Consider the following 21865-nt stretch of genomic DNA (forward strand, 5'->3'; position numbering starts at 1 on the left):
GGTTCTTCTGTCACCTTTGGTTCTTCCGGTTTTAATGACTCTTCTAGTTCTTCTGTTGTTTCTTCTTCAACTTGCTCTTCTACTTCTGTTGCTTCATGGATCTTTATATTTGTAATATCATAACCATTAACTTTCGATTGATATCCCGTTACTGGTTGTTCTTTTACTTCATACTTATGAGCTTTTCCTTCATTATTAACTGCTGGTAACTTTTCAAACTCATATTTCCAACCATTTGCTGCAGTTACTTCTTTTGTTGCGATTACTTTACCATCTTGCAGTAAATCTACTTTAATTGTTTCCGGACGATCACTTGCTTTGTCGCCTTCCCATGTTTTCGTTCCCATAACTGATGTAGTTTTTAACTTGTTTGGAATCATAAGTTTTATTCCGTTTACAGCATCCTTCTTAATTGTAAAAGGAATTTTTGCTTTTGAATCAAACTCTACGTAGTTCGGAGCAGAAATTTCTTGCACATAGTAATTACCTGAAGCAAGGTTTGGCACTTCAACTACTCCGTCTTTATTTGTTGTATAAGAATCACCAATCTGCTGACCTGACTCTGTATACAATTTAAAAGAAACACCTGGGATAACTTTCCCTTCGTTTCCTTCAATATGTTTCACAATTTGCAGCGTTCCTTTCGCCGGTAAATCCCCTTCAGCTCCGCCGCCAAATGATATATTTTTAACCTTTACACTATTAGTTTCAGTAATAGGTTTCTCATATAAAATTTGATAATCAAGTTTATAGTCATTCTGTAAATATTTTAAGTTTTTCCCGCTCTCAGTAATTGTTGATTGATAGGAAACTGTAAATGAAGTAGCATGACCCTTATCTTTATAAATTACAACTTCAAATGAGTTATCACTAGTAAACTTAATGTATCCATAGCCTCGCTTTTGAAATTCCGCAAGAGACAATTTTTCTTTATTATTTACATGAATAGTAAAGCTCTCTTTATTCAGTAATTGTCCTTCTTGTAGTGTATCTTTCAAAACGATATTGTCATGTAAATATTGTTTCTTTAAATTTATATTTAAAAACCAACGCACTACATTACTATTGTCTGGCTGAATATCACCAGCTTTATAGAAAAAGATCCCCGGTTCTGTACCGCCGCCTTTCGAGTGGGTAATGCTAACCGTTTGTTTTTCTAAATTTGTGCCTAAATTCGTTTGTACATCTTTCGTTTTTCCTGCTTCTACATTCGTACCTTGAACAGTAAAATTAAAGTTCCCTCGAATATTTTCGAGCTGTTCTACTGTATCATTAAATGTACAAACTACATTATTTGAATTGATCTGGCACGTACCAAAAACAAGTCCCGATTCATCCTTTAATGCAATAGTTCCACTATATCCCTTTAATTCTGGAGGTAGTGCTAACGTTAATGTATCCCCAGATTTCATCTTCTTTCCAGGCTTTTCACTAAAGTTTACATGTATGCTAGTCTGTTCTCCATAATCTAATTTTGTCTTTTCAAATGCAAAACTATCAACAAATCCTGCTGTATTTAATTCTTGAGCATGCCCTATGATAGGCATAAAAACTTGTCCAATAAAAATAGTAAAAATAAAACAAATTACAGATATTCTTTTTAAATATGTACTCATAACGCCTCCAATTTTATTTATCACATTATTCTGTTGTTAAATGTTTCCATCCTAAACCATCTTAAAAAGGTTACGACTAAAGAATATTTGCAGCATCAAACTATCTTTAATCATGCAAAACAAAGCAGTAACAAAGCGATTCATTAACCATATTGTTCGCTTGTTTTGGTAGCCAGAAATAAATATTAGTACTTATAAAAATGCATTACAAGACTATTCATTCACATTTTAATATGTTACCATATTAGTAGTAACCAAAACACACTAAGTGACTACCTTATTCATAAGGTCATCTGATGACTGACTATCTTTCTTTACAAATATGCTCCACCAACATTCTCCTAAAATTTATTTATTCAACTCCTACTAAAATATGAATATATTTCGTAATTCCAAACCCACTATTACTATTTTAATATTCCTCTTCCAATCAAAAACACTTCTTTTCAAAACATAAAATATGATTTCAAGACCAAAACACTAACAACAAAAAATATTTCATTATAATATAGGAACGTAGTTTAACATAGAAGGTATACACTATTTTTTTGACCAAACTCCCTCCCTTACTTGATCATTTTAAAAAAATAAGGCTACCTTTCCTTATGAAGAAAGATAGCCTTATTTATATAGACAACTGACCTACTACCTATTTTTTTACGCCTTTCAGCGACTCTCTCAGCACAAATTTTTGTAATTTCCCACTCGCATTACGAGGAAGTTCATCCACAAATAAATAATGACGTGGGCGTTTATAGTCTGCTAGTTCGTCACTTTCTTTACAATACGTTTCTAAATCAGCTTCTGAAATATTATCATCTTTCTTTACAACGACCGCAACGACACGCTCTCCCCATAGTTCGTCTGGCTCACCAAGTACTGCAACATCTAATACACCAGGGTGACTATGAAGGAAATCTTCAACTTCACGAGGATAAATATTAACTCCGCCACTAATTACCATATCATCAACGCGATCTGCAACGAATAAATAGCCGTCTTTATCGAAGTAGCCTAAATCACCTGAATGATACCATCCTTTATACATCGATTTTGCATTTGCTTCTTCACGGTTATGATAGCCCGCCATCATAGTTGGACCTCGTAAAATAATTTCTCCTACTTCATAAGGAGGCAATACATCATCTGGCTCTGCCGGTGCATCTTCGTTCGGTTTGACAATTCGAATTTCATGGCTAAAGCACGGTGTTCCCGCTGAACCAGCTTTTGTAATTTGATCCTCTTCTACGAGAAACGCAACAACCGGTCCCATTTCTGTCATTCCGTAAATTTGGACAAGATCAATATAAAGACGCTCTTTGCATTCCTTCACTAGTGCTGGTGCCATTGCAGCCCCGCCATAAACCCCAATCTTCATCGAAGTTAAATCATACTTAGTTAGATCTTTTTGCAGTAACATATTCCACATCGTTGGTGCTGCAAAGAAAGTTGTGATTTTCTCTTCTTGAATAGTATGTAATACTGTTTCTGTATCAAAATGATGTAAAATAACATTCTTTCCGCCAACTTGAATGCGCGGGATAATTCCAGCGTTTAACTCACCGCAATGATATAAAGGTGCTACTACAAGCCCAACGCTATCTCTATTATATTTTATAAAATACGTACAAATCATACTATGCTCAGCCATATCACGATGGCGATGTAATACGCCTTTCGGATGACCAGTCGTACCACTCGTATAAAGCATAGAACAATAATCCATTTCATCGACTACAATATCTACTTGTTCAGCTGATGCTTCATTTACTTTTTCATGGTAAGAACTAGCATAGGAAGGTGTATCGTCTTCTACATACCAAAAAGACGAATTCGGAAAATCTCGTTCAATCATAGCAACAGTTGATTCAACTGCTTTTTCAAAGACAACTACTTTCGAGGCTGCATCTTGGAGGATATACGATAATTCTTTTGCTTTTAAGCGGAAATTAATCGGGTTAAAGATCGCTCCAATTTTCGCACAGGCTAAGTAAACGTTTACAAATTCACGACAGTTATATAAGTAAACAGATACACAATCTCCCTTTCTTACTCCTTCTTTCAATAGAGCTTGCGCCGTTTTATTTATTTGCTCATCCCACTGTTTATATGTCCAGCGAATATTTTTTTCTGGTTCTACTAGCGCCTCTTTATTCGGATACTTGCCAACTGCTAAATCAAAAATTCTCCCTATCGTCATGTACATGCCAACATTTTCCCCCTTTTCTCTTTCATAAATCTATCATTTCGTCTATAAGTAGACATTGTCCTCTAATAATTTGACTAATTTTTCTGATTATTATCGACATAATTTTACAAACGACGCTACTTTTTCATCCACTTCTTGGTAAGTGAAATTATATCGGCGATTTTCCGGATATATCGACCGCAACTCAACTTATATCAGCGATTTTTTTAATATATCGACTTACCGACAAAAACTGACAACATAAAGAAGAGACTGTTCCAAATCGGAACAGTCTCCACCTCCTTACACAAATAGCTCTTCTAAAATTTTCAGTTTATCTTCTGTATATTTCACGAAGCCATCGTTATATGATTTTGGATCTTTCGGATTCGCAAAGTGTGTAATTGCTCCTGTTTGTGGGTGAACAAATTTACTTGATGCCCCGCAACCAAGTCCGATAATGGATTGTACTTCTTCCATAATGACAATGTTGTAAATACTTTCTTGCGTAGGCATTGCATACCCAACGTTCTCTAAGTTACCTAAAATATTCTTTTGACGATATAGGTAATATGGTACGTAATTATGCTTTTGCGTCCACTCTTCTGCTTCGTGCATCATCGCTGTAATTTCTTCGCGACCTGCTACTTTATATTTACGTTTGTTTTGCGTCATTTCAGAAGCACGTTTAAATGATAACGTATGAACTGTTAACGATTCTGGCATTAACTTTTCTGTTTCATCTAACGTATGCTTGAAAATATCTAGCCCTTCACCAGGAAGACCAATAATTAAGTCCATATTAATATTGTTCATTCCCATTTCACGAGCTAAATGATACTTCTCAATTGTTTCTTCTACAGTATGATGACGTCCAATTGCTTTTAGTGTTTCTTGATGGTATGACTGCGGATTAATACTAATACGGTCAATGTTCCATTTATTTAACACTTCTAGCTTTGCTGGTGTGATTGTATCTGGGCGACCTGCCTCAACTGTTACTTCACGCACATTTTTCACATCTGGGAAAGCTTCATACATTTCTTCATACAGCATATCCATCTCTTCTGCTGTAATACTTGTCGGTGTACCGCCGCCATAATAAATCGTCGTAACTTTAACACCTTTTTCTTTTAAAAACTTACCAATTTCACGAACTTCATAATGTAAACCGCCTAAGAATGAATCGACTGATCCTTGGCGTCCGTTAATTGCGTAAGCTGGGAATGTACAGTATGCACATTTCGTCGGACAGAACGGAATACCAATATAAATACTTACTTCTTCTTTTAAGCGGTATAAATCCGGAACAACTGCTAATTGGCAATCAACAATACGCTGAAGAAGTTCAATTTTCTCTTCATGAATTAAATAGCTTTCACGAAGCTCTTGATGTGCTTCTTCTTTTGACATACCACTTTGAAGCATTTTATGAAGAAGTTTCGTCGGACGTACTCCCGTTAAAATACCCCAGCTTTGTTCAAGTCCAGTTAACTGCTGAAGGACAGAAAGATATACATAAGAAACAACGTGTTTCACTTGCTTCATACGCTCTTTTTCATCTGTGAAAGCAGATAAATCTTTCGAGAATGTTTCTTCATACACATTTCCTGTGCTAACATCGGTTAAACGAGCGGATGCTTTCACATTATCCTCAATGTGAATATCAACGATAAGATTTGCTTCCTCTTGTTCAAATCCAATCGTACTATCTTCAAAAAATAAGCCGCCAATATTTTGCAGCGGACGTAAAAAACGATCATCTTGTAACGTTTTAATTGAAATTAACAACATTATCACCTTTTCATTTGCAAACTCTCTTTAGTTTACTTGAAGGGCGTTTGTAGGTCAATACAGAAGGTTTTACCTTATTTTATAAGATGATTATTATTGTATATTTTGGAGTTACTTTACGTTTACAATTACATAGTAGAGATGATTTCGTGCTTTTTCTTTTGATTTTCTATAGCATTCTCCTTAATAAAAGATTTATTCTTGCTTTCTTACACATACTTAAAAGTAGGAGACTTCTTTCAAAGTGTGTTAAAATTTTGTGTGATACTATTCAATATACATTAATAAAAGGTGAGGGTACCCAGTGAACAATAACAACAATACATATTGCACTATGGTTATATTTGGAGCAACAGGAGATTTAGCGAAGAGAAAATTATTTCCTTCTATATATAGCCTATATAAAAAAGGGCAGCTCTCTAAAAATTTTGCTGTTGTTGGTGTAGCGAGACGTGAATGGAGTGACGATATATTTCGTGAAAATGTATTAACCTCTATTCAAGAGTCAAAAATTGAAGCAGGGAATGATTTAGATGAATTTTTAACTCATTTCCGCTACTTAGCGTTTGATGTTACGAATACTGCTTCATACCAAGATTTGAATGCATTAATTACTAACCTTGAAGGACAATTCAATATTCCAGGAAACAGAATGTTTTATATGGCGATGGCTCCTGAATTCTTTGGAACAATTGCTTCTTACTTGAAATCAGAGGGCGTGACAAACTCAAGTGGCTGGAATCGATTGATTATCGAAAAACCTTTTGGACATGACTTGCCATCCGCACAAAAATTAAATGAAGAACTTCGTCACGCATTTGCAGAAGATGAAATTTATCGCATTGACCATTATCTAGGAAAAGAAATGGTTCAAAACATTGGCGTTATTCGTTTTGCAAACGCAATATTTGAATCATTGTGGAATAATAGATACATCTCTAATATTCAAATTACATCCAGTGAATCTTTAGGTGTAGAGGATCGCGGAGGGTACTATGACAATTCCGGTGCCTTAAGAGATATGATACAAAACCATATGTTACAAATGGTTGCTTTACTGGCAATGGAACCGCCAATTCGTTTAACAACAGAAGAAATCCGAAGCGAAAAAATTAAAGCATTACGTGCACTTCGACCAATAGCAGTAGAAGAAGTGGATCAATATTTTGTGCGAAGTCAGTATGGTCCAGGAACAATCAACGGAAAAGAAGTTCCTGGGTACAGAAGCGAAAATAAAGTGGATCCAAACTCAAGAACGGAAACATTTGTGGCGGGTAAATTATTAATAGACAATTTCCGCTGGGCTGGTGTGCCGATTTACATTCGTACAGGTAAACGCATGCAAGAGAAATCAACAAAAATCGTTATTCAGTTTAAAGAATTGCCAATGAATTTATATTCTAAATCAGAAAACAGCGTTCATCCGAACCTGCTTATTATTCATATTCAGCCGGATGAAGGAATTTCTCTTGTTTTAAATGGTAAGAAAATCGGTACTTCTGAAAAGACGAGACCATTTAAACTTGATTACTGCAATGACTGCGTAGACGGAGTAAATACACCAGAAGCTTATGAGAAGCTGATATATGATGCAATTCAAGGCGATGCAACAAACTTTACTCACTGGGATGAAGTAGCGTTATCATGGAAATTTGTTGATGTTATTTCTAAAGCATGGAAACAGGATGTATCAACCGATTTACTTACTTATGAATCAGGATCAATGGGACCTCAAGCTTCAGATGATTTGCTTGCAGAAAACGACTTCCATTGGTGGCCAATTTCAGATGATAGTGACTACTCAATCTGATCTTTTATGGTCGCAGCCCCATTAAAACTAATGGGTACAGATGTAGCACTAGCGCGTGTGTTATTATTTCAATAAAATGAAACTGCCCGTTAATGCAAGATAAAAAAATGGACCAAGATTTCAATCTTGGTCCATTTTTTATTTTATATCCATTTCGTATGGAATGTACCTTCTTTATCTACTCGTTTATACGTATGTGCTCCAAAATAATCGCGCTGCGCTTGTAACAAGTTTGCAGGTAGTGTTGCAGTACGATAGCTGTCATAGTAAGAAATCGCTGCTGAAAATGCAGGTACCGGAATACCTTGTTGTACAGCCGATGAGATAATTTGACGTAATCCGCCTTGGTATGACTCCACAATTTCTTTAAAGTATGGGTCAAGTAACAGATTCGGTAAGTCAGTGTTCTTCTCATAAGCTTCTTTAATGTTCTCTAAAAAGGCTGCACGAATAATACATCCGCCTCTCCAAAGCATAGAAATGCTACCAAAATCAAGGTTCCAGTCATATTCCTCAGAAGCTGCCTTTAATTGCGTGAATCCTTGCGCATAAGAACAAATTTTACTCATATATAAAGCTTGGCGCACTGCTTCAATTAATTCTTCTTTTTCAATTCCAAGCGCTGGTTTATCTTTAGGGCCAGATAATAATTTGCTTGCATGCACACGCTCTTCTTTTAAAGCAGAAATACAACGTGCGAATACAGATTCTGTGATAATCGGAAGAGAAATACCTAAATCAAGTGCACTTTGGCTTGTCCATTTTCCTGTGCCCTTTTGTCCCGCAGTATCAAGAATAACATCCACTAATGGCTTTCCAGTTTCTTCATCTTTCTTCGTGAAAATGTCTGCTGTAATCTCGATTAGATAACTGTTCAGTTCGCCCTTATTCCATTCAGCAAATATTTCATGAAACTCTTCTGCAGTCAAATCAAGTGTTTGTTTCAAGAAGAAATATGCTTCACAAATTAATTGCATATCTCCATACTCAATACCGTTGTGAACCATCTTTACATAGTGGCCCGCCCCATTAGGTCCGATATAAGAACAGCAAGGCTCGTCATTCACTTTTGCTGAGATATTTTCAAGCATATCCTTCACTTTTTCGTATGCATCCTTCTGTCCGCCCGGCATAATAGACGGTCCCTTCAATGCACCCTCTTCTCCGCCTGACACACCTGCTCCAATGAAATTGATTCCTTCTTCGGCAAGACGTTTGTTTCGGCGAATTGTATCGACAAAGTATGTATTACCGCCGTCGATTAAAATATCACCTTTATCGAGGTGAGGAAGCAGAGAATCAATCGCCTTATCTGTAATTTCTCCTGCATTAACCATTAACAAAATTTTTCTAGGTGATTCAAGTGAGTTAACAAACTCTTCAACCATATGAGTACCAACCATGTTTTTACCACTGTTTTCCTCAATGATTTCATTTACTTTTTCCTTTGAAATATCATATAGGGCAACAGAGTACCCTTTACTTTCAAAGTTAAGTGCGAGGCTTTTTCCCATAACGCCCACACCAACAACTCCAATTTGTTGCTTTAGCATATTGCATCGTTCCTTTCTATGCATGTTACTCTGTCTATATTATAGTATATATACCTAAAGTAAAACTTTAATCAAATAATCTTTCTTATTCACTTCAATATACTCCACCAAAATGCGTGCAAAAGATCATAGGAACACGGCACATCGCCATCAATTTAAAAAAATAAAGAGAAACTTCCATCCTTATCAATTAATCATGAAAAATCACATCATCCAACTTCCGTCCCCCTTTTACTGTCTAGAAAGTTCTATACAAATAAGCTTAGTAATAACGTAAACCCTAATCCGGCTACGGAAATGATAGTCTCAAGCAAGGTCCATGTTGCAAATGTTTCTTTCATACTTAAACCAAAGTACTCTTTGAACATCCAGAAACCAGCATCGTTCACGTGTGAAGCAATTAAACTACCAGCTCCTGTTGCAAGGACAACTAAAGCAAGGTTAACGTCAGATTGACCTAACATTGGGATCACTAAACCGACAGTTGTTAATGAAGCAACCGTAGCAGAACCTAATGAAATACGTAAGATGGCAGCGATAATCCATGCGAGCAAGATCGGTGATAATGAAGTTCCTTTGAATAATTCGGCTACATAGTTACCAACGCCGCCATCAATTAATACTTGTTTGAAGGCCCCGCCTCCACCAATAATTAAGAGCATCATCCCAATATTTGAGATCGCTGTTGTACAAGATTCCATCACGTTTTTGATTGGAATCTTTCTTGCCAATCCCATTGTATAGATCGCAACTAATAAGGATATCAACATGGCAGTATCCGCATTCCCAATAAACTGGATCGCCGCTAGTAAACTATTATCTTTGAATCCCATTGTTTTTTGCAGCAAAGTAATAATTGTAGCGATTGCCATTAAAATAACAGGCAGTAAAGCGGTAAAAACACTGATTCCAAAGCCAGGAGTTTCTTCAAGTTTAAATACTCTCTGCTCGCCTAAAGATTTGATATTACCAGTTTTTGTGAATGCTTCAGGTACTAGTTTTTTTGCAATTTTAGTAAATACAGGTCCAGCTAAAATAACTGTTGGAACCGCTATCATAAAACCATAAAGTAATACTTCACCGATGTTTGCATGCAACTCACCAGCGATAGCAGTTGGTCCTGGGTGTGGCGGTAAAAATCCGTGTGTTACAGATAAAGCTGCTGCCATCGGAATACCGAGATATAAGATAGAAACTTTTAATTCTCTTGAAATAGCAAATACAATCGGAATTAATAATACTAATCCTACTTCAAAAAATAATGCAATACCGATAATAAATGAGGCAGTCACAACAGCCCATTGAATGTTCTTTTCACCGAATTTTTTCACAAGTGTCATGGCAATGCGTTGTGCGCCCCCAGCATCTGAAAGCAGCTTACCTAACATCGCACCAAGTCCAAAAACGAGTGCTAAATGACCAAGTGTTCCGCCTAATCCTGTTTCAATGGTTTTAACAATTTTTTCTGGCGGCATTCCAAGTGCTAAAGCAACGCCGAATGATACAATGATTAATGAAATAAAGGTATTTAATTTAAAGCGCATTATCAGTAAAAGTAATGCTAAAATCCCAATTGCTACAATGACTAATGGCATCGTAATTCCCCCTAATATTAGCTGTATTTGTGTTTATCCCCTATTTTTTTGGTAGTAACCCCCAACCTCAAAATGTAAAGAGCGACGAGGAGTGGGGATCACTGATAAAAGTTTTACTTTATTAAATTCCTTTGATAATTAGCAATTCGTGTATAATCGTCTTCTAATACTCTTGATAGGTTGATAAATATCGGTAGTAACTGTCTATATTCTTTTGTTGCTTCTTCTTTCGGTGTGTGTTTGTAGGTGCTGCCAACCATTTCGGAAACGATTTCAAAAGAATCAATTTTTCCTATAGCATAGAGACCTAATATACATGCACCTAGACAGGAGCTTTCGTAGCTTTTTGGAACAACGACTTCAGATGAGAAAATATCGGACATCATTTGTCGCCAAACGTCAGACCTTGCGAAGCCTCCTGTTGCTTGAATACGGGTCACAGGACCGTCCATACATTCAGTTAACGCTAAAAATACGGTGTATAAATTATAAATAACGCCTTCTAAGGCTGCACGAATCATATGTTCCTTCTTATGTGACATAGTTAAGCCGAAGAATGAGCCACGTACATCTGGATTCCATAATGGCGCACGTTCACCTGCGAGGTATGGATGGAATAATAATCCGTCTGCGCCAGGTCTCACTCGTTCAGCAATTTTGGTTAATACATCGTATGGGTCAATTCCTAGTCTTTTCGCAGTTTCTACTTCTGATGAAGCAAGTTCATCGCGAATCCAGCGAAGGACCATCCCTCCATTGTTTACCGGTCCACCAATTACCCAATGTTTTTCCGTTAAGGCATAACAGAATATTCTTCCTTTTTCATCTGTTTGCGGCTTGTCAATGATGGTTCGAATGGCACCACTTGTCCCGATTGTGACTGCAATCTCGCCTTTTCTAATTGCATTCACACCTAGATTAGAAAGCACTCCATCACTGGCACCAATGACAAACGGTGTTTGGGAATCGATACCAATCTTTTTAGCTAAATTCGGATTGCAGTTGCTAAATATTTTGGTGGTTGGTACGAGCTCAGATAATTGAGCAGGTGTTACACCAGCAATTTTTAAAGCTTCTTCATCCCAATCTAGTGTTTGTAGATTCATCATCCCCATGCATGAAGCGAGGGAATGATCCACAACATATTGATCAAATAATTTTTTAAAGATATATTCTTTTATTCCGATATACTTTTTCGTTTTGACTGCGATTTCAGGATGGTCATTCACAATCCAAGTAATTTTACTTAATGGTGACATGGGGTGAATGGGTGTTCCTGTTCGTCTATAAACTTCATGGCCATTCAGTTCATCTTTAATTTTATGTGCCCATGCCTCACTGCGATTATCTGCCCAGGTGATACAAGGTGTCAGCGGATGGTCATTTTCATCCATGGCAATGACACTGTGCATGGCGCTGCTAAATGAAATGAACGATGGTTTTTTATCTGAATGATGCCCTGTTATATTTGAAATCGCTCGCAAAACAGCTTGGAAAATCTCTTCTGGATCTTGTTCCGCTGTGGATATATCCGGTGTGCGAAGTGGGTAACCAATATTCTCTGTTTGGACGACTTCGCCTTTTTCAGTAAATAATACTGCTTTGGTACTTGTTGTACCAATATCTATACCTAACATATAGCTACTCATGTTCTTGCTCTACTCCTTTAGATAACATTTGTTGTGACATCCAGAGGTCTTCAACTTCCCCTTGAACATCATCAAAGTTTTGATGTAAGGCCTCAATCATGAGGGCTCGATCTTTTGATTCAATCGCTTTTATATAAAGCTCATGATTTTTGATAATCCGTTCAAAGTCTTCATATTTTTCCTTGAAACGGGTACGCATTGATAAAAGGATTAAGCTTTCCATAACAGGCTTTAAATTATTCCACATCATCAGGATATGTGAATGATGAATAGTGCGAATAATCGTTTCATGGAATAAGACATCTTGATAAGAAAACTCATCAGCATCATGATATTTAATGGCGATTTTCATCATTTCTATAATTTTATTCAGTTCCTTTACTAACTCATTCGTGTCCATTTTTACAAGCCGTTCAAAGATAAACGTTTCTATGAGTAAACGAACATCGTATATTTCTTCAATTTCTTTTTCAGTTAAACCAATGACAACTGCGCCCATTCTTTCTAAGCGAATGATATTTTCTGAGGCCAGCACTTTTAATGCTTCACGAACAGGTGACCGACTTACAGAAAAATCGGCAGCTAATTTATTTTCTGATAGAATAGTACCGTTTTCAATTTTACCTGCGATAATACGCATTCTGAGTTCGCTCGCAACACGATCACCCGTAGAAGCTTTTGAAAGCCATTTTTCAGGATAAAGAAATTCCATTGATTCCGTCATAACGTCACCTTCTCATGTTAATCAAGTATACTTGTATACAAGTATTATAACTCGGATTTTTAATTATGCAAGCGCTTTACTTTTTGTGTTGATTTTTTAGGGGGACAGCCGAGATATTGGAATTATCTTAACTTCGATGAGAGAACAATTGAAATATCAATTGTTCTCTCATCATTTACATGTATTCAATGTAAATATTGGTTTATGCCCTTTTAGGGGTACCGCCACACATCCATCAAGTTAAAATTCTATAATGCTCCAAAACGAAAATTTTATCTCGATACATTTAAATATGAGGACTAAGCTTACTTTTTTATTTAGGATAGGAAATTATGATTTCAAATTTCATATAAAGATGAAAGTAAACTTTTAGATATTAGTTTACATTCATTTCCCCATAATTATTAACCTTATCTCGAATCCCTTAATCATCTCAAAATCAACAACAAAAGTATACATTCAGGATGTTGATTTATCTCTTTTCTTTAAAGACGATAATACAAAAAAATATAAAACAGCTGGTATTATTCCAAAAAGAGCATTCCATACTAAGCCAGGTACCATAAAAACAAATGAAAACAATATACCTAATGAAATTACGCCAAATATTGCATAAATAAATAGTTGAACTAAATAAATTTTTTTAGGAGAATTCAGTTTACTTAAGACCTTTTTTGTAAACCAATCAATCAATAATGAAACTGGAATTCCAAATAATATAAATATAGGACTAATGTAGATTATGGCTATCATAAATATATCTAGAAATGAAAATTGATACGGATTAGCGAAAACAAAATCAAGTATTTCGAATGACGTAGACATAATTAATGCTGACAATATAGCTGCTATCAACCGTCTTAATAAATACACTATTTTATCTCCTTTCATAAAAATTCAAAGTAAATACACTTGTAATATTTAGTTACCATAACTTCCGTTATCGGTAGCAGACAAAAAAGCTCAGAGTTCTCATATGACCCTAAGCTTTACTTTTGAATAAGGCTTATTTAAATTAAAACCCCATTAGTGAATTAAATATTTTCAGAGAAAATATTTAATACTCTAAGAAAATAAAAAATAAAAAGCAAAAATTACTAAACCTAAATCAATTAATGCTAACTTTTTATTTCCTTCTTTTAAACTTATGATAAAACCATAAATACTTCTAACCATCCAAAAGACTATCAAAAATAACCAACCAAACTGGTCATTTGTATAATTTCCATCAAAAAACATTTGGAATGCACCTAAGATTAATAAAATAAGTACGATATTAGTTCCAACCCTTAAAGCTCTATTTGATTTATTATTTTTCAATTTATCATCCCAAACTCAACATTCTCTCTTAAACCATGTTCTCCTTCCCCATATAACATTAAAAATTATACCATTGGCATTGGAATTATTTCCCTATATTTTTAGAGAGAAAAGGAATTTCCTTTTCCAAATGAACGGCGATATGAAAGATGAAGAGTTTAATAAGTATAAGGAAGTTATGGGAAAAGTAGTTAAGTAAGTTAATGAATCCGTTTTCATTTTATAGAAAATATGATAAAATTGTATTTGGATGGGAGTCCAATACATATTATTAAAATTAAAGTGGTTCAAGTCGGAGGAAGGCACCTTAGGGTGTCTTTTTTTATTTCTTAAAGGACCTGCTCATTCATCATTAAAAAGCATAAGGTTATGTAAACTTCATTTTTATTTTTAAAACAAATTGGTTAATTGATTTAGATCATTTTATTAAAGTATTGAATACTATGAAACTATAATCTATAGGTTATTAATTCTTTAATTTAATGGGAGGTGAATTTAATATGCCTTTCTCTACTGGTCCAATTGAAAACGTAGGAAATCAACCTAGTAATGCAACTAGAGCGAGAGTTAAAATTCTCAATCGTACTGCAGGTCCACTTACTGGGGTAGTTAGATCTTTTAGACTTGACGGTACAAGAACATTAATCGAACAGGTAAACTTTAATGTGGCTGCTAATGCTTCTGGTTTTGTAAATCTAAGTTTAGTTCACTCTACTTTGGGACAAGCTCTTCAATACGAAGTTGAAATTGTTCCTAATCAAAACGGTGGTTTATACAGTGTCTACGGAATAGCACCTGGTAACGTTATTATTACTGCACAACGAGTCTTGAATTCAGAACTGACGCAGATTCTTTAGTGTTAAATAAGGGTGGGTTTTTTAGGTAACCCACCCTTTATTTAATTGTTGATAATCATAGATTAAGTGAATTAGCTATCTATGTTTACATGTGTTCTGACTTCTTTATTTGTAGTGTTTTGAAAAAAGATTGATCAAAACACGCTTTTTCTATATTCAGTAGCCAAAAAGCTACGTTTTTCTCTCATTGTTTCGGTGTATATTTATGATTCTTTAAAAACGGAAGTGGGAATTGCTTACGGAAGTGTTCTTTAATCATGTACTCTACACCATTTTCACTATTCGAACGTGTAATCCAGTCTGCAGCTTGCTTTAATTCTACAGGAGCGTTCCCCATCGCTACCCCGAGTCCAACATTTTCAATTACCTCTAAATCTTCCATGCTATCTCCTATCGCAACCATTTCATTTAGCGAAATATTTAAATGCTCTCCAAGTAATTGCAATCCGCGTAACTTTGATACATTTTGCGGTAAAATTTCTACTCGTTTCGAATCACACTCCACATACACTATATCTTGGAATGCTTTTCTTAGTGTATTTAGCCCTCTTTCTTTTTCACCTTTACTATGGAAAATTACATCAATTTTTGGTGCCGCTACCGGATGATCACGAAGCGCATCACCTAACGAATCTACAAATTGAACCGGATAAAATAATGGATCTGCGCTTGATAATACAGTACGCGCAATTATGTTCGGTGTATTTCTCTCACGATTCCCTATCGAAAACCGTTCATGAGAAATGCGTACATTACAATCAAAGTGCTCTAATACTTGCACAATGTTGAAAGTCTTCTCTTCGGATAATCTCCTTTGAACATACGGCTTATCTATCGTCGCTGAAACGAACGCACCACCGTGTGTCACTAATATAGAATCTAATTTTAATGCCTTTGCTACTTTATGAGCAGATTGAAAATTACGATTTGTGAATAATGTAACGTATACATCTTTTCTTTTCACAAATTCAATCGTTTCCCGTAATCCTTTAGCGATTTTTCCGTTGTTGTATAGTAGTGTCCCATCTATATTAAGAGCTAGTAAGCGATAAATCATGTCGCACTCCCCCTCTTCGCTGTTGTACTCTATCCATAATTTATGAAATAAATGTAGCAAATAGAACGAGTTAGAATTACTACTGAAAATTTGGTTTACTATATACATATACAACTGGTAAAGGAGATCATACAATGCAAGCACCAACTTCTTTTTACGAAGGCGATACGTTAGAAATCGCAAAAAAGTTACTCGGACAAAAACTTGTACATATTGTAGATGGGATAAAACGAAGCGGCATCATTGTAGAAGTGGAAGCATACAAAGGCCCAGATGATAAAGCAGCTCATAGTTACGGGGGCAGACGAACGGATCGTACAGAAGTTATGTTTGGCGCACCGGGGCATGCTTACGTATATTTAATTTACGGTATGTACCATTGTTTCAACGTCATTACAGCACCAATTGACACCCCGCAAGGCGTTCTCATTCGTGCAATTGAGCCTGTAGACGGAATTGAAGAAATGAAACGAGCGCGCTACAACAAAACCGATCTTACAAAAGCGCAGTACAAAAACTTAACAAACGGTCCCGGCAAACTATGCCGCGCACTCGGAATCACTTTAGAAGAACGCGGCGTATCATTACAAAGTGATACGTTACATATTGAAATCATTCCAGAAGAAGAACATATGTCATCACAATATAAAATAACGGCAGGACCTCGTATTAATATTGACTATGCAGAAGAAGCTGTGCATTATCCGTGGCGGTTTTATTATGAGGGGCATCCGTTTGTTTCAAAGTAAAAAGGGAAGCTTAAACAGCTTCCCTTTTTACTCTGCACCTTCCGCAGTCGCAATATCATTCCCTAAGTTTTCTCTTGATAATTCAGCCGCCATAAAATCAGCTGTTTCCAGAAGTGCTAAATGCATATGAGCTTTTTGACAAATTTGGACCGTACAGTTTTCTACGACATAGTCGAAAACATGTCCGCCCCCGATTATTAGACTGTCTCTACCAATCGGGGGCACTTCAAAATAGGTAGCTTTTGCTTTTTATCATTCTTGTTTTATACATAAAGAACCGCTGTATCAAAGTCATTTTAAATACAACTAAACAAAAAAAACGCCCCCATACAAGGGGCGTCTTCCACTATTACGCTTGTTGTTGCGCGTTATATAAATCTTCAAGTGGCTTCATGATAATTTTGTTAACGTCAGTGATAACGATGTTTAAACGTTGCTCAGTTTCCATTAACTTTGTAATTTTAGCATCTTGTTGAATGCGAACTACAACTTCTTGTGCTTTTTGGTTGTCTTCTTCTGAGATTTCTTGGCCTTGCATCATTTTTTGTTGTAAACCAAGTTGCATCGTACGGAACTCATCGAATAAGTTCTTTGACGCTGCATCACCTTGTACTGCTGCGTAGCTTGCTTTTAATGTTTGGAAATCTTCGTTTTCAGCGATTGCTTTTTGTAATTCATATGCAACATCATGAATGTTTTTTGTCATTTTATTTTTCCTCCTTTAGAAGGCTAGCGCTTTTCGTTCGCACCGCCTTTTAAGTGCATTTATATCCGCACCTCTTCTTACCATATCAAACAATGCAAGAGATGTGAAGAAATTTCACTTTTATTTCTATGTACTTATCTCTGTTACCTAAGGAACAACAGTAAAACTCCTTGCATTAGTCCAATCATTCCGCCTAATAAGGCACCTAAATACGTAATCATTTTCAATTCATTTTTTGTAATGGACAAGACAAGATCTTCTAGTCTCTCTGTTGAAAATGTAGACACTTCTTGCTGGACAATTTCCGCAAGGTGGAGATTGCTTAATATGCTCTCAACGTTTTCGGTTCCCCACTTTAAGCCTTTCGTTACTGCGCTCGGAACTACTTTTTCAATGATTGTTTCTCGAACCGGCTCACATACTTGCTGAACAGATTGATTTAAAAATTTACTCACTGTTTCTTCTACTTTAACTGCTGATAGTACGGAGCTTACAATCATTTCTTTCTCTACAAACGTTTCTAATTCTTTGACATTTCTTCCTTTTAACTTTTCCCACTCTTTTTGCAGTACATCAGTTAAAAGCTGCTTTGTACCATCTTGCCCTAAAAACTTAATAACTTCTGGCTGCACACGATCCACTACACTTACATTTCCTAAAAACATCCCGACTAAGTTAAGTAGCGTTCCCCTAGAAGCAAAGAAATCATCAATCATTTTTGAAAGGCGCGCTTTTCCTTCTTCACTTTCAAAAAAGTTAATTCCTCGCTCTAAAATAAACGCCGAGACATTCGGAATCATATTCTCTACTTTTTCATGTACAGAATGAGGCAAAGCTTGTTCCCATGTATATGTATAGTACTCCTCTAAAAATGCCTCAACTTTTTCTGTAATCACATGTTCGATTTTTTGAGTCGCCTCTTTTTCTACATGCGCTACATTCCATTTTTCTAACATCTGTCGTAGCGACTGTTCATTCGTAAGTACTTTATCCACTTCCACTTGTGCCCACTGAATTAAACTTTTCTGAAACTCTTCATTTGTTAGCTTTTTTCCGATTCCTTCTGGCGTTAACAAATGCTCGACAACCATTTTCCCTAATTGAACAGCAAGCTCATCGCGTCGCTTCGGAATTAACCCCGGTGTAAATGGAACTTGAAACTTTCCAATATAAATAGGACGATGAGGACGAAATAACATTTTTATCGCTAAATGATTCGTGTATCCTCCAATAACCGCCCCGAGTCCTGTTGTCATTAACATATTTAACCATATATTCATTACAATCAACCTTTCGCTTCTAGAAAACTATAGCATATCATCATACGGACAAAAGTATAATGGTATAAAAACGTATTTGCAATATATAGCTTCGCCTATTATGCAAATGTTAGTAAAGGAGTGATTTCGTTGGTTCTTGGTCTTTTAACTTCTCAATTTCATTATGAGCAAACATATTACACCGAAATCGCTAAACGCGCTCGGCTTTATCATAATGTCGTTGCCCAGTTTACGCCATTTTGTATTGATCCTAAAACAGACCTTGTTTCTGGTCTTATTTACGATACAGATACAGGAGAATGGAAAGAGCAAACATTCCCTATTCCTTCTTATATATATGATCGTCATTCTTTTAATGAGGAAACAGACTTTGAAAAAGCGAAACCAATTATTCACTCGTTACAGAACCGTCCTACAACTACCTTTTTAAATAACACACTGATTGATTTAAGCGAACTACATGATGTATTTCTCACTAATAAAAAATTATCTCCTTATATACCTAAAGTTGAAGTAGCAACAATTCAAAACATTTTCAAACTGTTATTAAAAACAAAAGATATTATTATACGTCCCGTCAATATACATTCCAAGGATAGCTTATACCGAGTCGCTTACAAAAATAAAACGTTTCATATCGATACGATACATGAAACACACCATACTTCTACTCCAATCAAACGGACAGATGAATTTATATGTTGGTTCAAATCTAACATATGTTCAGCACGTTACATCACACATACGATGCTGCAACCACCAAATCAATTAACATATCCTCTCCACATTCGAACCATTTTACAAAAAACTAAAGAACAAAAATGGAATGTTATCGGTCAATTTATACAAAAAAGCTCATTTCCGAATCAATTTTTACTTTCTGCAACAGAAGATTCCTCGCTGCACTCATTTTCAAAAATTAAATATGTACTATCTAGTACTGGCGTGCAACTATTACAAGACGCTTTACATGACATTATAAATGAAGTGTTTCAAACACTGGATCAATCTTATACTTCGTTATTCGAACTCGAACTTTCCACAATTATGGATCAAAAAGGGGCGATTTGGCTTATGTATGTCAACACAGTCCCACCTTACGAACATTACATTCGTCATAGTGAATCGTTAGCCGAAAAGATTTTTCACGGTCCACTAAAATTTAGCCGCTTTACACCATAATGAAAGGAGGTAACCTCATTTTGAAAGAGCACATATATACATTAAACATTTCAGATGAACATCCAAATAGTATTACTTTACCTTACGTTTTTTCTATTACACCACCTATTACATCCCTCTCCTTCGGCATACGTCACGTTGCAAGTGAAGATGTAAAAATTCATTATTCTTTTACTCGTGAAATTATTATTGGAACACATATCGCCGAAAAACTTTTACTTCCTCACTCAACTACTATCCATGCATTCACGCAAAATGAAACCATTGTTTTCGGACCATTAATCGGCATTTTCACTACTAGTTTTAACGATGACTCACCTACTCCTTTAGGAAATCGATCAATATCTCTTAGTGAGTTACTAACACCACCATTTACATTACGACCGTTCGTATTCGTCTTTGGCGTTCAACATATAAACTGGGAAGAAGAAACAATTGATGGGTATTTCTTTCAAGAAGGAACATGGCTAAAGAAAAAAGTTCCTTTGCCAAATGTCATTTACAATCGATTACCAAACCGTAAAGCAGAAAATTATAAACCAATTGTCAGAGCAAAAAGAAGATTAGAAAATGACTACGCCATTCCATGGTTTAACCCGGGGTTTTTCAACAAATGGGAAGTTCATCAACTTCTTATTAAAGATGAATCACTTATGCCCTTATTACCACACACAGAAGCATTTCAACACTTCGAACAAGTAGAAAGATTTCTCGGTACGTATAAATCGATTTACATGAAACCAATACACGGTAGCTTCGGGAGAAACATTCATCAACTATTTTATTCTCAAACAGAGAATTGCTACTACTGTCGTTATCGCGAAAATGAAGAAAATAAACTAAGAAAGTATCAATCATTAGAAACTCTTCTGAACCATGTGTTAAAAGGACATGATTTAAAAAAGTTTATCGTACAACAAGGTATCTCTTTACTTCGCTTCGACGGGCAACCCGTTGATTTCCGTATTCATACGAATAAAAATCATTTTGGCAATTGGGTAGTGAGTGCAATCGTCGCCAAAATCGCTGGAAAAGGTAGCTTAACGACCCATGTAAATAGCGGCGGCGATACAAAATTACTGCAAGAGCTTTTTCCTGATTCAACGAAACAAGTTCAAATTGAAAACAAATTAAAACAAACCGCTCTGCAAATAAGTTATGCGCTCGACCAAAAAGTAACTGGAAACATTGGTGAAATCGGTTTTGATATCGGTTTAGACACACAGGAAAACCCGTGGCTATTTGAAGCGAACTCGAAACCTGGTCGAACTGTATTCCAAGATGAAAAGTTAAAAGAACAAAGTGAACTGACGCGCCAATTATTTTACGAATATGCTATCTACTTAACTGAACATTCTTTGCGCGATGCAAAAGAAAAAATGTCTCAAATGAAAGTAGACCCTTCACCAAGTACCGAACATATCCCTTCCCCTATGATTCACTCACAAATACAAAAACAAAAACTTCCACCTAAGTAATAAGGTGGAAGTTTTCTATTTACACAAGCTTTACTACAACCTCAGTTTCCACGTTACATATTCCGCAATAAAAAATATGATTGCAGTATTCTTGTGAATGATCATGTGTTAAACCATCCACTGCGCTTAATAATTCTTGGTCCATATACGCACTATAGTCGTCTATGTAATCAACAGTTTTTCCATAATCTTGGAGTATACTTTGGCAATTTTGACAAGAATATGTTTGTGATTCTAATGCGTTGCAAAGCGGGCAAATTCCCATCATGATTCCTCCATACGTTATTGTTTAAAAGCCTCTCTTTTT

17 protein-coding genes and 2 pseudogenes are annotated in these 21865 nt (G+C 35.8%); 6 read left to right on the forward strand and 13 right to left on the reverse strand.

Annotated features, from left to right (window positions below; all coding sequences use genetic code 11):
• The 3 genes from COC96_RS26370 to COC96_RS26380 form a co-directional block, all read right to left on the reverse strand.
• A partial coding sequence (locus COC96_RS26370) for a Cna B-type domain-containing protein (RefSeq protein WP_098769722.1) occupies positions 1-1616 on the reverse strand: 1616 nt, incomplete at its 3' end.
• Between the two features lie 649 nt (positions 1617-2265).
• The gene (locus COC96_RS26375) at positions 2266-3822 is read right to left on the reverse strand and encodes a fatty acid--CoA ligase (protein WP_098268484.1); all 1557 of its coding nucleotides are present in this window, start codon (positions 3820-3822) and stop codon (positions 2266-2268) included.
• Between the two features lie 285 nt (positions 3823-4107).
• Positions 4108-5598, reverse strand: coding sequence for a coproporphyrinogen III oxidase (locus tag COC96_RS26380; protein ID WP_141536024.1), 1491 nt, complete (start codon positions 5596-5598; stop codon positions 4108-4110).
• A 334-nt stretch (positions 5599-5932) separates the two neighbouring features.
• On the opposite strand from COC96_RS26380, the gene zwf reads away from it, so the two are divergent.
• On the forward strand, positions 5933-7408 hold the full coding sequence (zwf, locus tag COC96_RS26390; protein WP_218937647.1) for a glucose-6-phosphate dehydrogenase: 1476 nt from the start codon (positions 5933-5935) through the stop codon (positions 7406-7408).
• Between the two features lie 143 nt (positions 7409-7551).
• Here zwf and gndA read toward each other — a convergent pair whose 3' ends face one another.
• The 5 genes from gndA to COC96_RS26420 form a co-directional block, all read right to left on the reverse strand.
• A complete protein-coding gene (gene gndA / locus COC96_RS26395) occupies positions 7552-8961 on the reverse strand; it encodes an NADP-dependent phosphogluconate dehydrogenase (protein ID WP_098769728.1) in 1410 nt (469 codons plus the stop codon).
• A gap of 248 nt (positions 8962-9209) precedes the next feature.
• Positions 9210-10556, reverse strand: a complete 1347-nt coding sequence (gene gntP / locus COC96_RS26400; protein WP_098268480.1) for a gluconate permease GntP — start codon at positions 10554-10556, stop codon at positions 9210-9212.
• Between the two features lie 113 nt (positions 10557-10669).
• Entirely contained in the window at positions 10670-12205 is a 1536-nt protein-coding gene (gene gntK, locus COC96_RS26405) for a gluconokinase (protein WP_098769729.1), read from the reverse strand.
• Positions 12198-12929, reverse strand: a complete 732-nt coding sequence (locus tag COC96_RS26410; RefSeq protein WP_000140393.1) for a GntR family transcriptional regulator — start codon at positions 12927-12929, stop codon at positions 12198-12200. Before COC96_RS26410 ends, gntK begins: the two co-directional genes overlap by 8 nt.
• A 1065-nt stretch (positions 12930-13994) precedes the next feature.
• A complete protein-coding gene (locus COC96_RS26420; RefSeq protein WP_098769733.1) occupies positions 13995-14249 on the reverse strand; it encodes a hypothetical protein in 255 nt (84 codons plus the stop codon).
• Positions 14250-14358: 109 nt separating this feature from the next.
• Here COC96_RS26420 and COC96_RS28630 point away from each other — a divergent pair.
• Positions 14359-14448: pseudogene (locus COC96_RS28630) on the forward strand (stress protein); the annotation flags it as partial.
• A gap of 301 nt (positions 14449-14749) precedes the next feature.
• Positions 14750-15106 (forward strand): ATPase, encoded by a 357-nt coding sequence (locus tag COC96_RS26425; RefSeq protein ID WP_098268475.1) that lies wholly within the window; start codon positions 14750-14752, stop codon positions 15104-15106.
• Positions 15107-15290: 184 nt separating this feature from the next.
• On the opposite strand, the gene COC96_RS26430 is transcribed toward COC96_RS26425, so the two are convergent.
• Positions 15291-16163 (reverse strand): Cof-type HAD-IIB family hydrolase, encoded by an 873-nt coding sequence (locus COC96_RS26430; RefSeq protein ID WP_000640397.1) that lies wholly within the window; start codon positions 16161-16163, stop codon positions 15291-15293.
• A gap of 134 nt (positions 16164-16297) precedes the next feature.
• On the opposite strand from COC96_RS26430, the gene COC96_RS26435 reads away from it, so the two are divergent.
• Positions 16298-16912, forward strand: coding sequence for a DNA-3-methyladenine glycosylase (locus tag COC96_RS26435; protein ID WP_098769735.1), 615 nt, complete (start codon positions 16298-16300; stop codon positions 16910-16912).
• Positions 16913-16939: 27 nt separating this feature from the next.
• Here COC96_RS26435 and COC96_RS26440 read toward each other — a convergent pair.
• The 3 genes and pseudogenes from COC96_RS26440 to COC96_RS26450 form a co-directional block, all read right to left on the reverse strand.
• Positions 16940-17119: pseudogene (locus tag COC96_RS26440) on the reverse strand (acetolactate decarboxylase); the annotation flags it as partial.
• Between the two features lie 142 nt (positions 17120-17261).
• Complete coding sequence (locus tag COC96_RS26445) at positions 17262-17618, reverse strand: YlbF/YmcA family competence regulator (protein WP_098268473.1); 357 nt, start codon at positions 17616-17618, stop codon at positions 17262-17264.
• 143 nt (positions 17619-17761) lie between these two features.
• Entirely contained in the window at positions 17762-18898 is a 1137-nt protein-coding gene (locus COC96_RS26450) for a DUF445 domain-containing protein (RefSeq protein ID WP_142340046.1), read from the reverse strand.
• Positions 18899-19027: 129 nt separating this feature from the next.
• Between COC96_RS26450 and COC96_RS26455 the strand changes: the two genes are divergently transcribed.
• Positions 19028-20080, forward strand: a complete 1053-nt coding sequence (locus tag COC96_RS26455) for a YheC/YheD family protein (RefSeq protein WP_098769738.1) — start codon at positions 19028-19030, stop codon at positions 20078-20080.
• Positions 20081-20100: 20 nt separating this feature from the next.
• The gene (locus COC96_RS26460) at positions 20101-21558 is read left to right on the forward strand and encodes a YheC/YheD family endospore coat-associated protein (protein ID WP_098769740.1); all 1458 of its coding nucleotides are present in this window, start codon (positions 20101-20103) and stop codon (positions 21556-21558) included.
• A gap of 19 nt (positions 21559-21577) precedes the next feature.
• Here the strand turns inward: COC96_RS26460 and COC96_RS26465 are convergent, their stop codons facing one another.
• Positions 21578-21823 (reverse strand): hypothetical protein, encoded by a 246-nt coding sequence (locus COC96_RS26465; protein WP_098268469.1) that lies wholly within the window; start codon positions 21821-21823, stop codon positions 21578-21580.
• Between the last annotated feature and the right edge of the window lie 42 nt (positions 21824-21865).

Origin of the sequence: Bacillus cereus, assembly GCF_002577405.1 — a bacterium.
In the GTDB taxonomy this organism is placed as follows: Bacteria; Bacillota; Bacilli; order Bacillales; family Bacillaceae_G; genus Bacillus_A; species Bacillus_A cereus_AU.

Excerpts from the sequence above, each read along its gene's own strand:
- gntK (WP_098769729.1), bottom strand. The coding sequence starts at position 12,205 with ATGAGTAGCTATATGTTAGGTATAGATATTGGTACAACAAGTACCAAA.
- COC96_RS26430 (WP_000640397.1), bottom strand. The coding sequence starts at position 16,163 with ATGATTTATCGCTTACTAGCTCTTAATATAGATGGGACACTACTATAC.
- COC96_RS26375 (WP_098268484.1), bottom strand. The coding sequence starts at position 3,822 with ATGTACATGACGATAGGGAGAATTTTTGATTTAGCAGTTGGCAAGTAT.
- COC96_RS26425 (WP_098268475.1), top strand. The coding sequence starts at position 14,750 with ATGCCTTTCTCTACTGGTCCAATTGAAAACGTAGGAAATCAACCTAGT.
- COC96_RS26445 (WP_098268473.1), bottom strand. The coding sequence starts at position 17,618 with ATGACAAAAAACATTCATGATGTTGCATATGAATTACAAAAAGCAATC.
- COC96_RS26450 (WP_142340046.1), bottom strand. The coding sequence starts at position 18,898 with ATGAATATATGGTTAAATATGTTAATGACAACAGGACTCGGGGCGGTT.
- gndA (WP_098769728.1), bottom strand. The coding sequence starts at position 8,961 with ATGCTAAAGCAACAAATTGGAGTTGTTGGTGTGGGCGTTATGGGAAAA.
- COC96_RS26465 (WP_098268469.1), bottom strand. The coding sequence starts at position 21,823 with ATGGGAATTTGCCCGCTTTGCAACGCATTAGAATCACAAACATATTCT.
- gntP (WP_098268480.1), bottom strand. The coding sequence starts at position 10,556 with ATGCCATTAGTCATTGTAGCAATTGGGATTTTAGCATTACTTTTACTG.
- zwf (WP_218937647.1), top strand. The coding sequence starts at position 5,933 with ATGGTTATATTTGGAGCAACAGGAGATTTAGCGAAGAGAAAATTATTT.
- COC96_RS26410 (WP_000140393.1), bottom strand. The coding sequence starts at position 12,929 with ATGACGGAATCAATGGAATTTCTTTATCCTGAAAAATGGCTTTCAAAA.
- COC96_RS26380 (WP_141536024.1), bottom strand. The coding sequence starts at position 5,598 with ATGTTGTTAATTTCAATTAAAACGTTACAAGATGATCGTTTTTTACGT.
- COC96_RS26435 (WP_098769735.1), top strand. The coding sequence starts at position 16,298 with ATGCAAGCACCAACTTCTTTTTACGAAGGCGATACGTTAGAAATCGCA.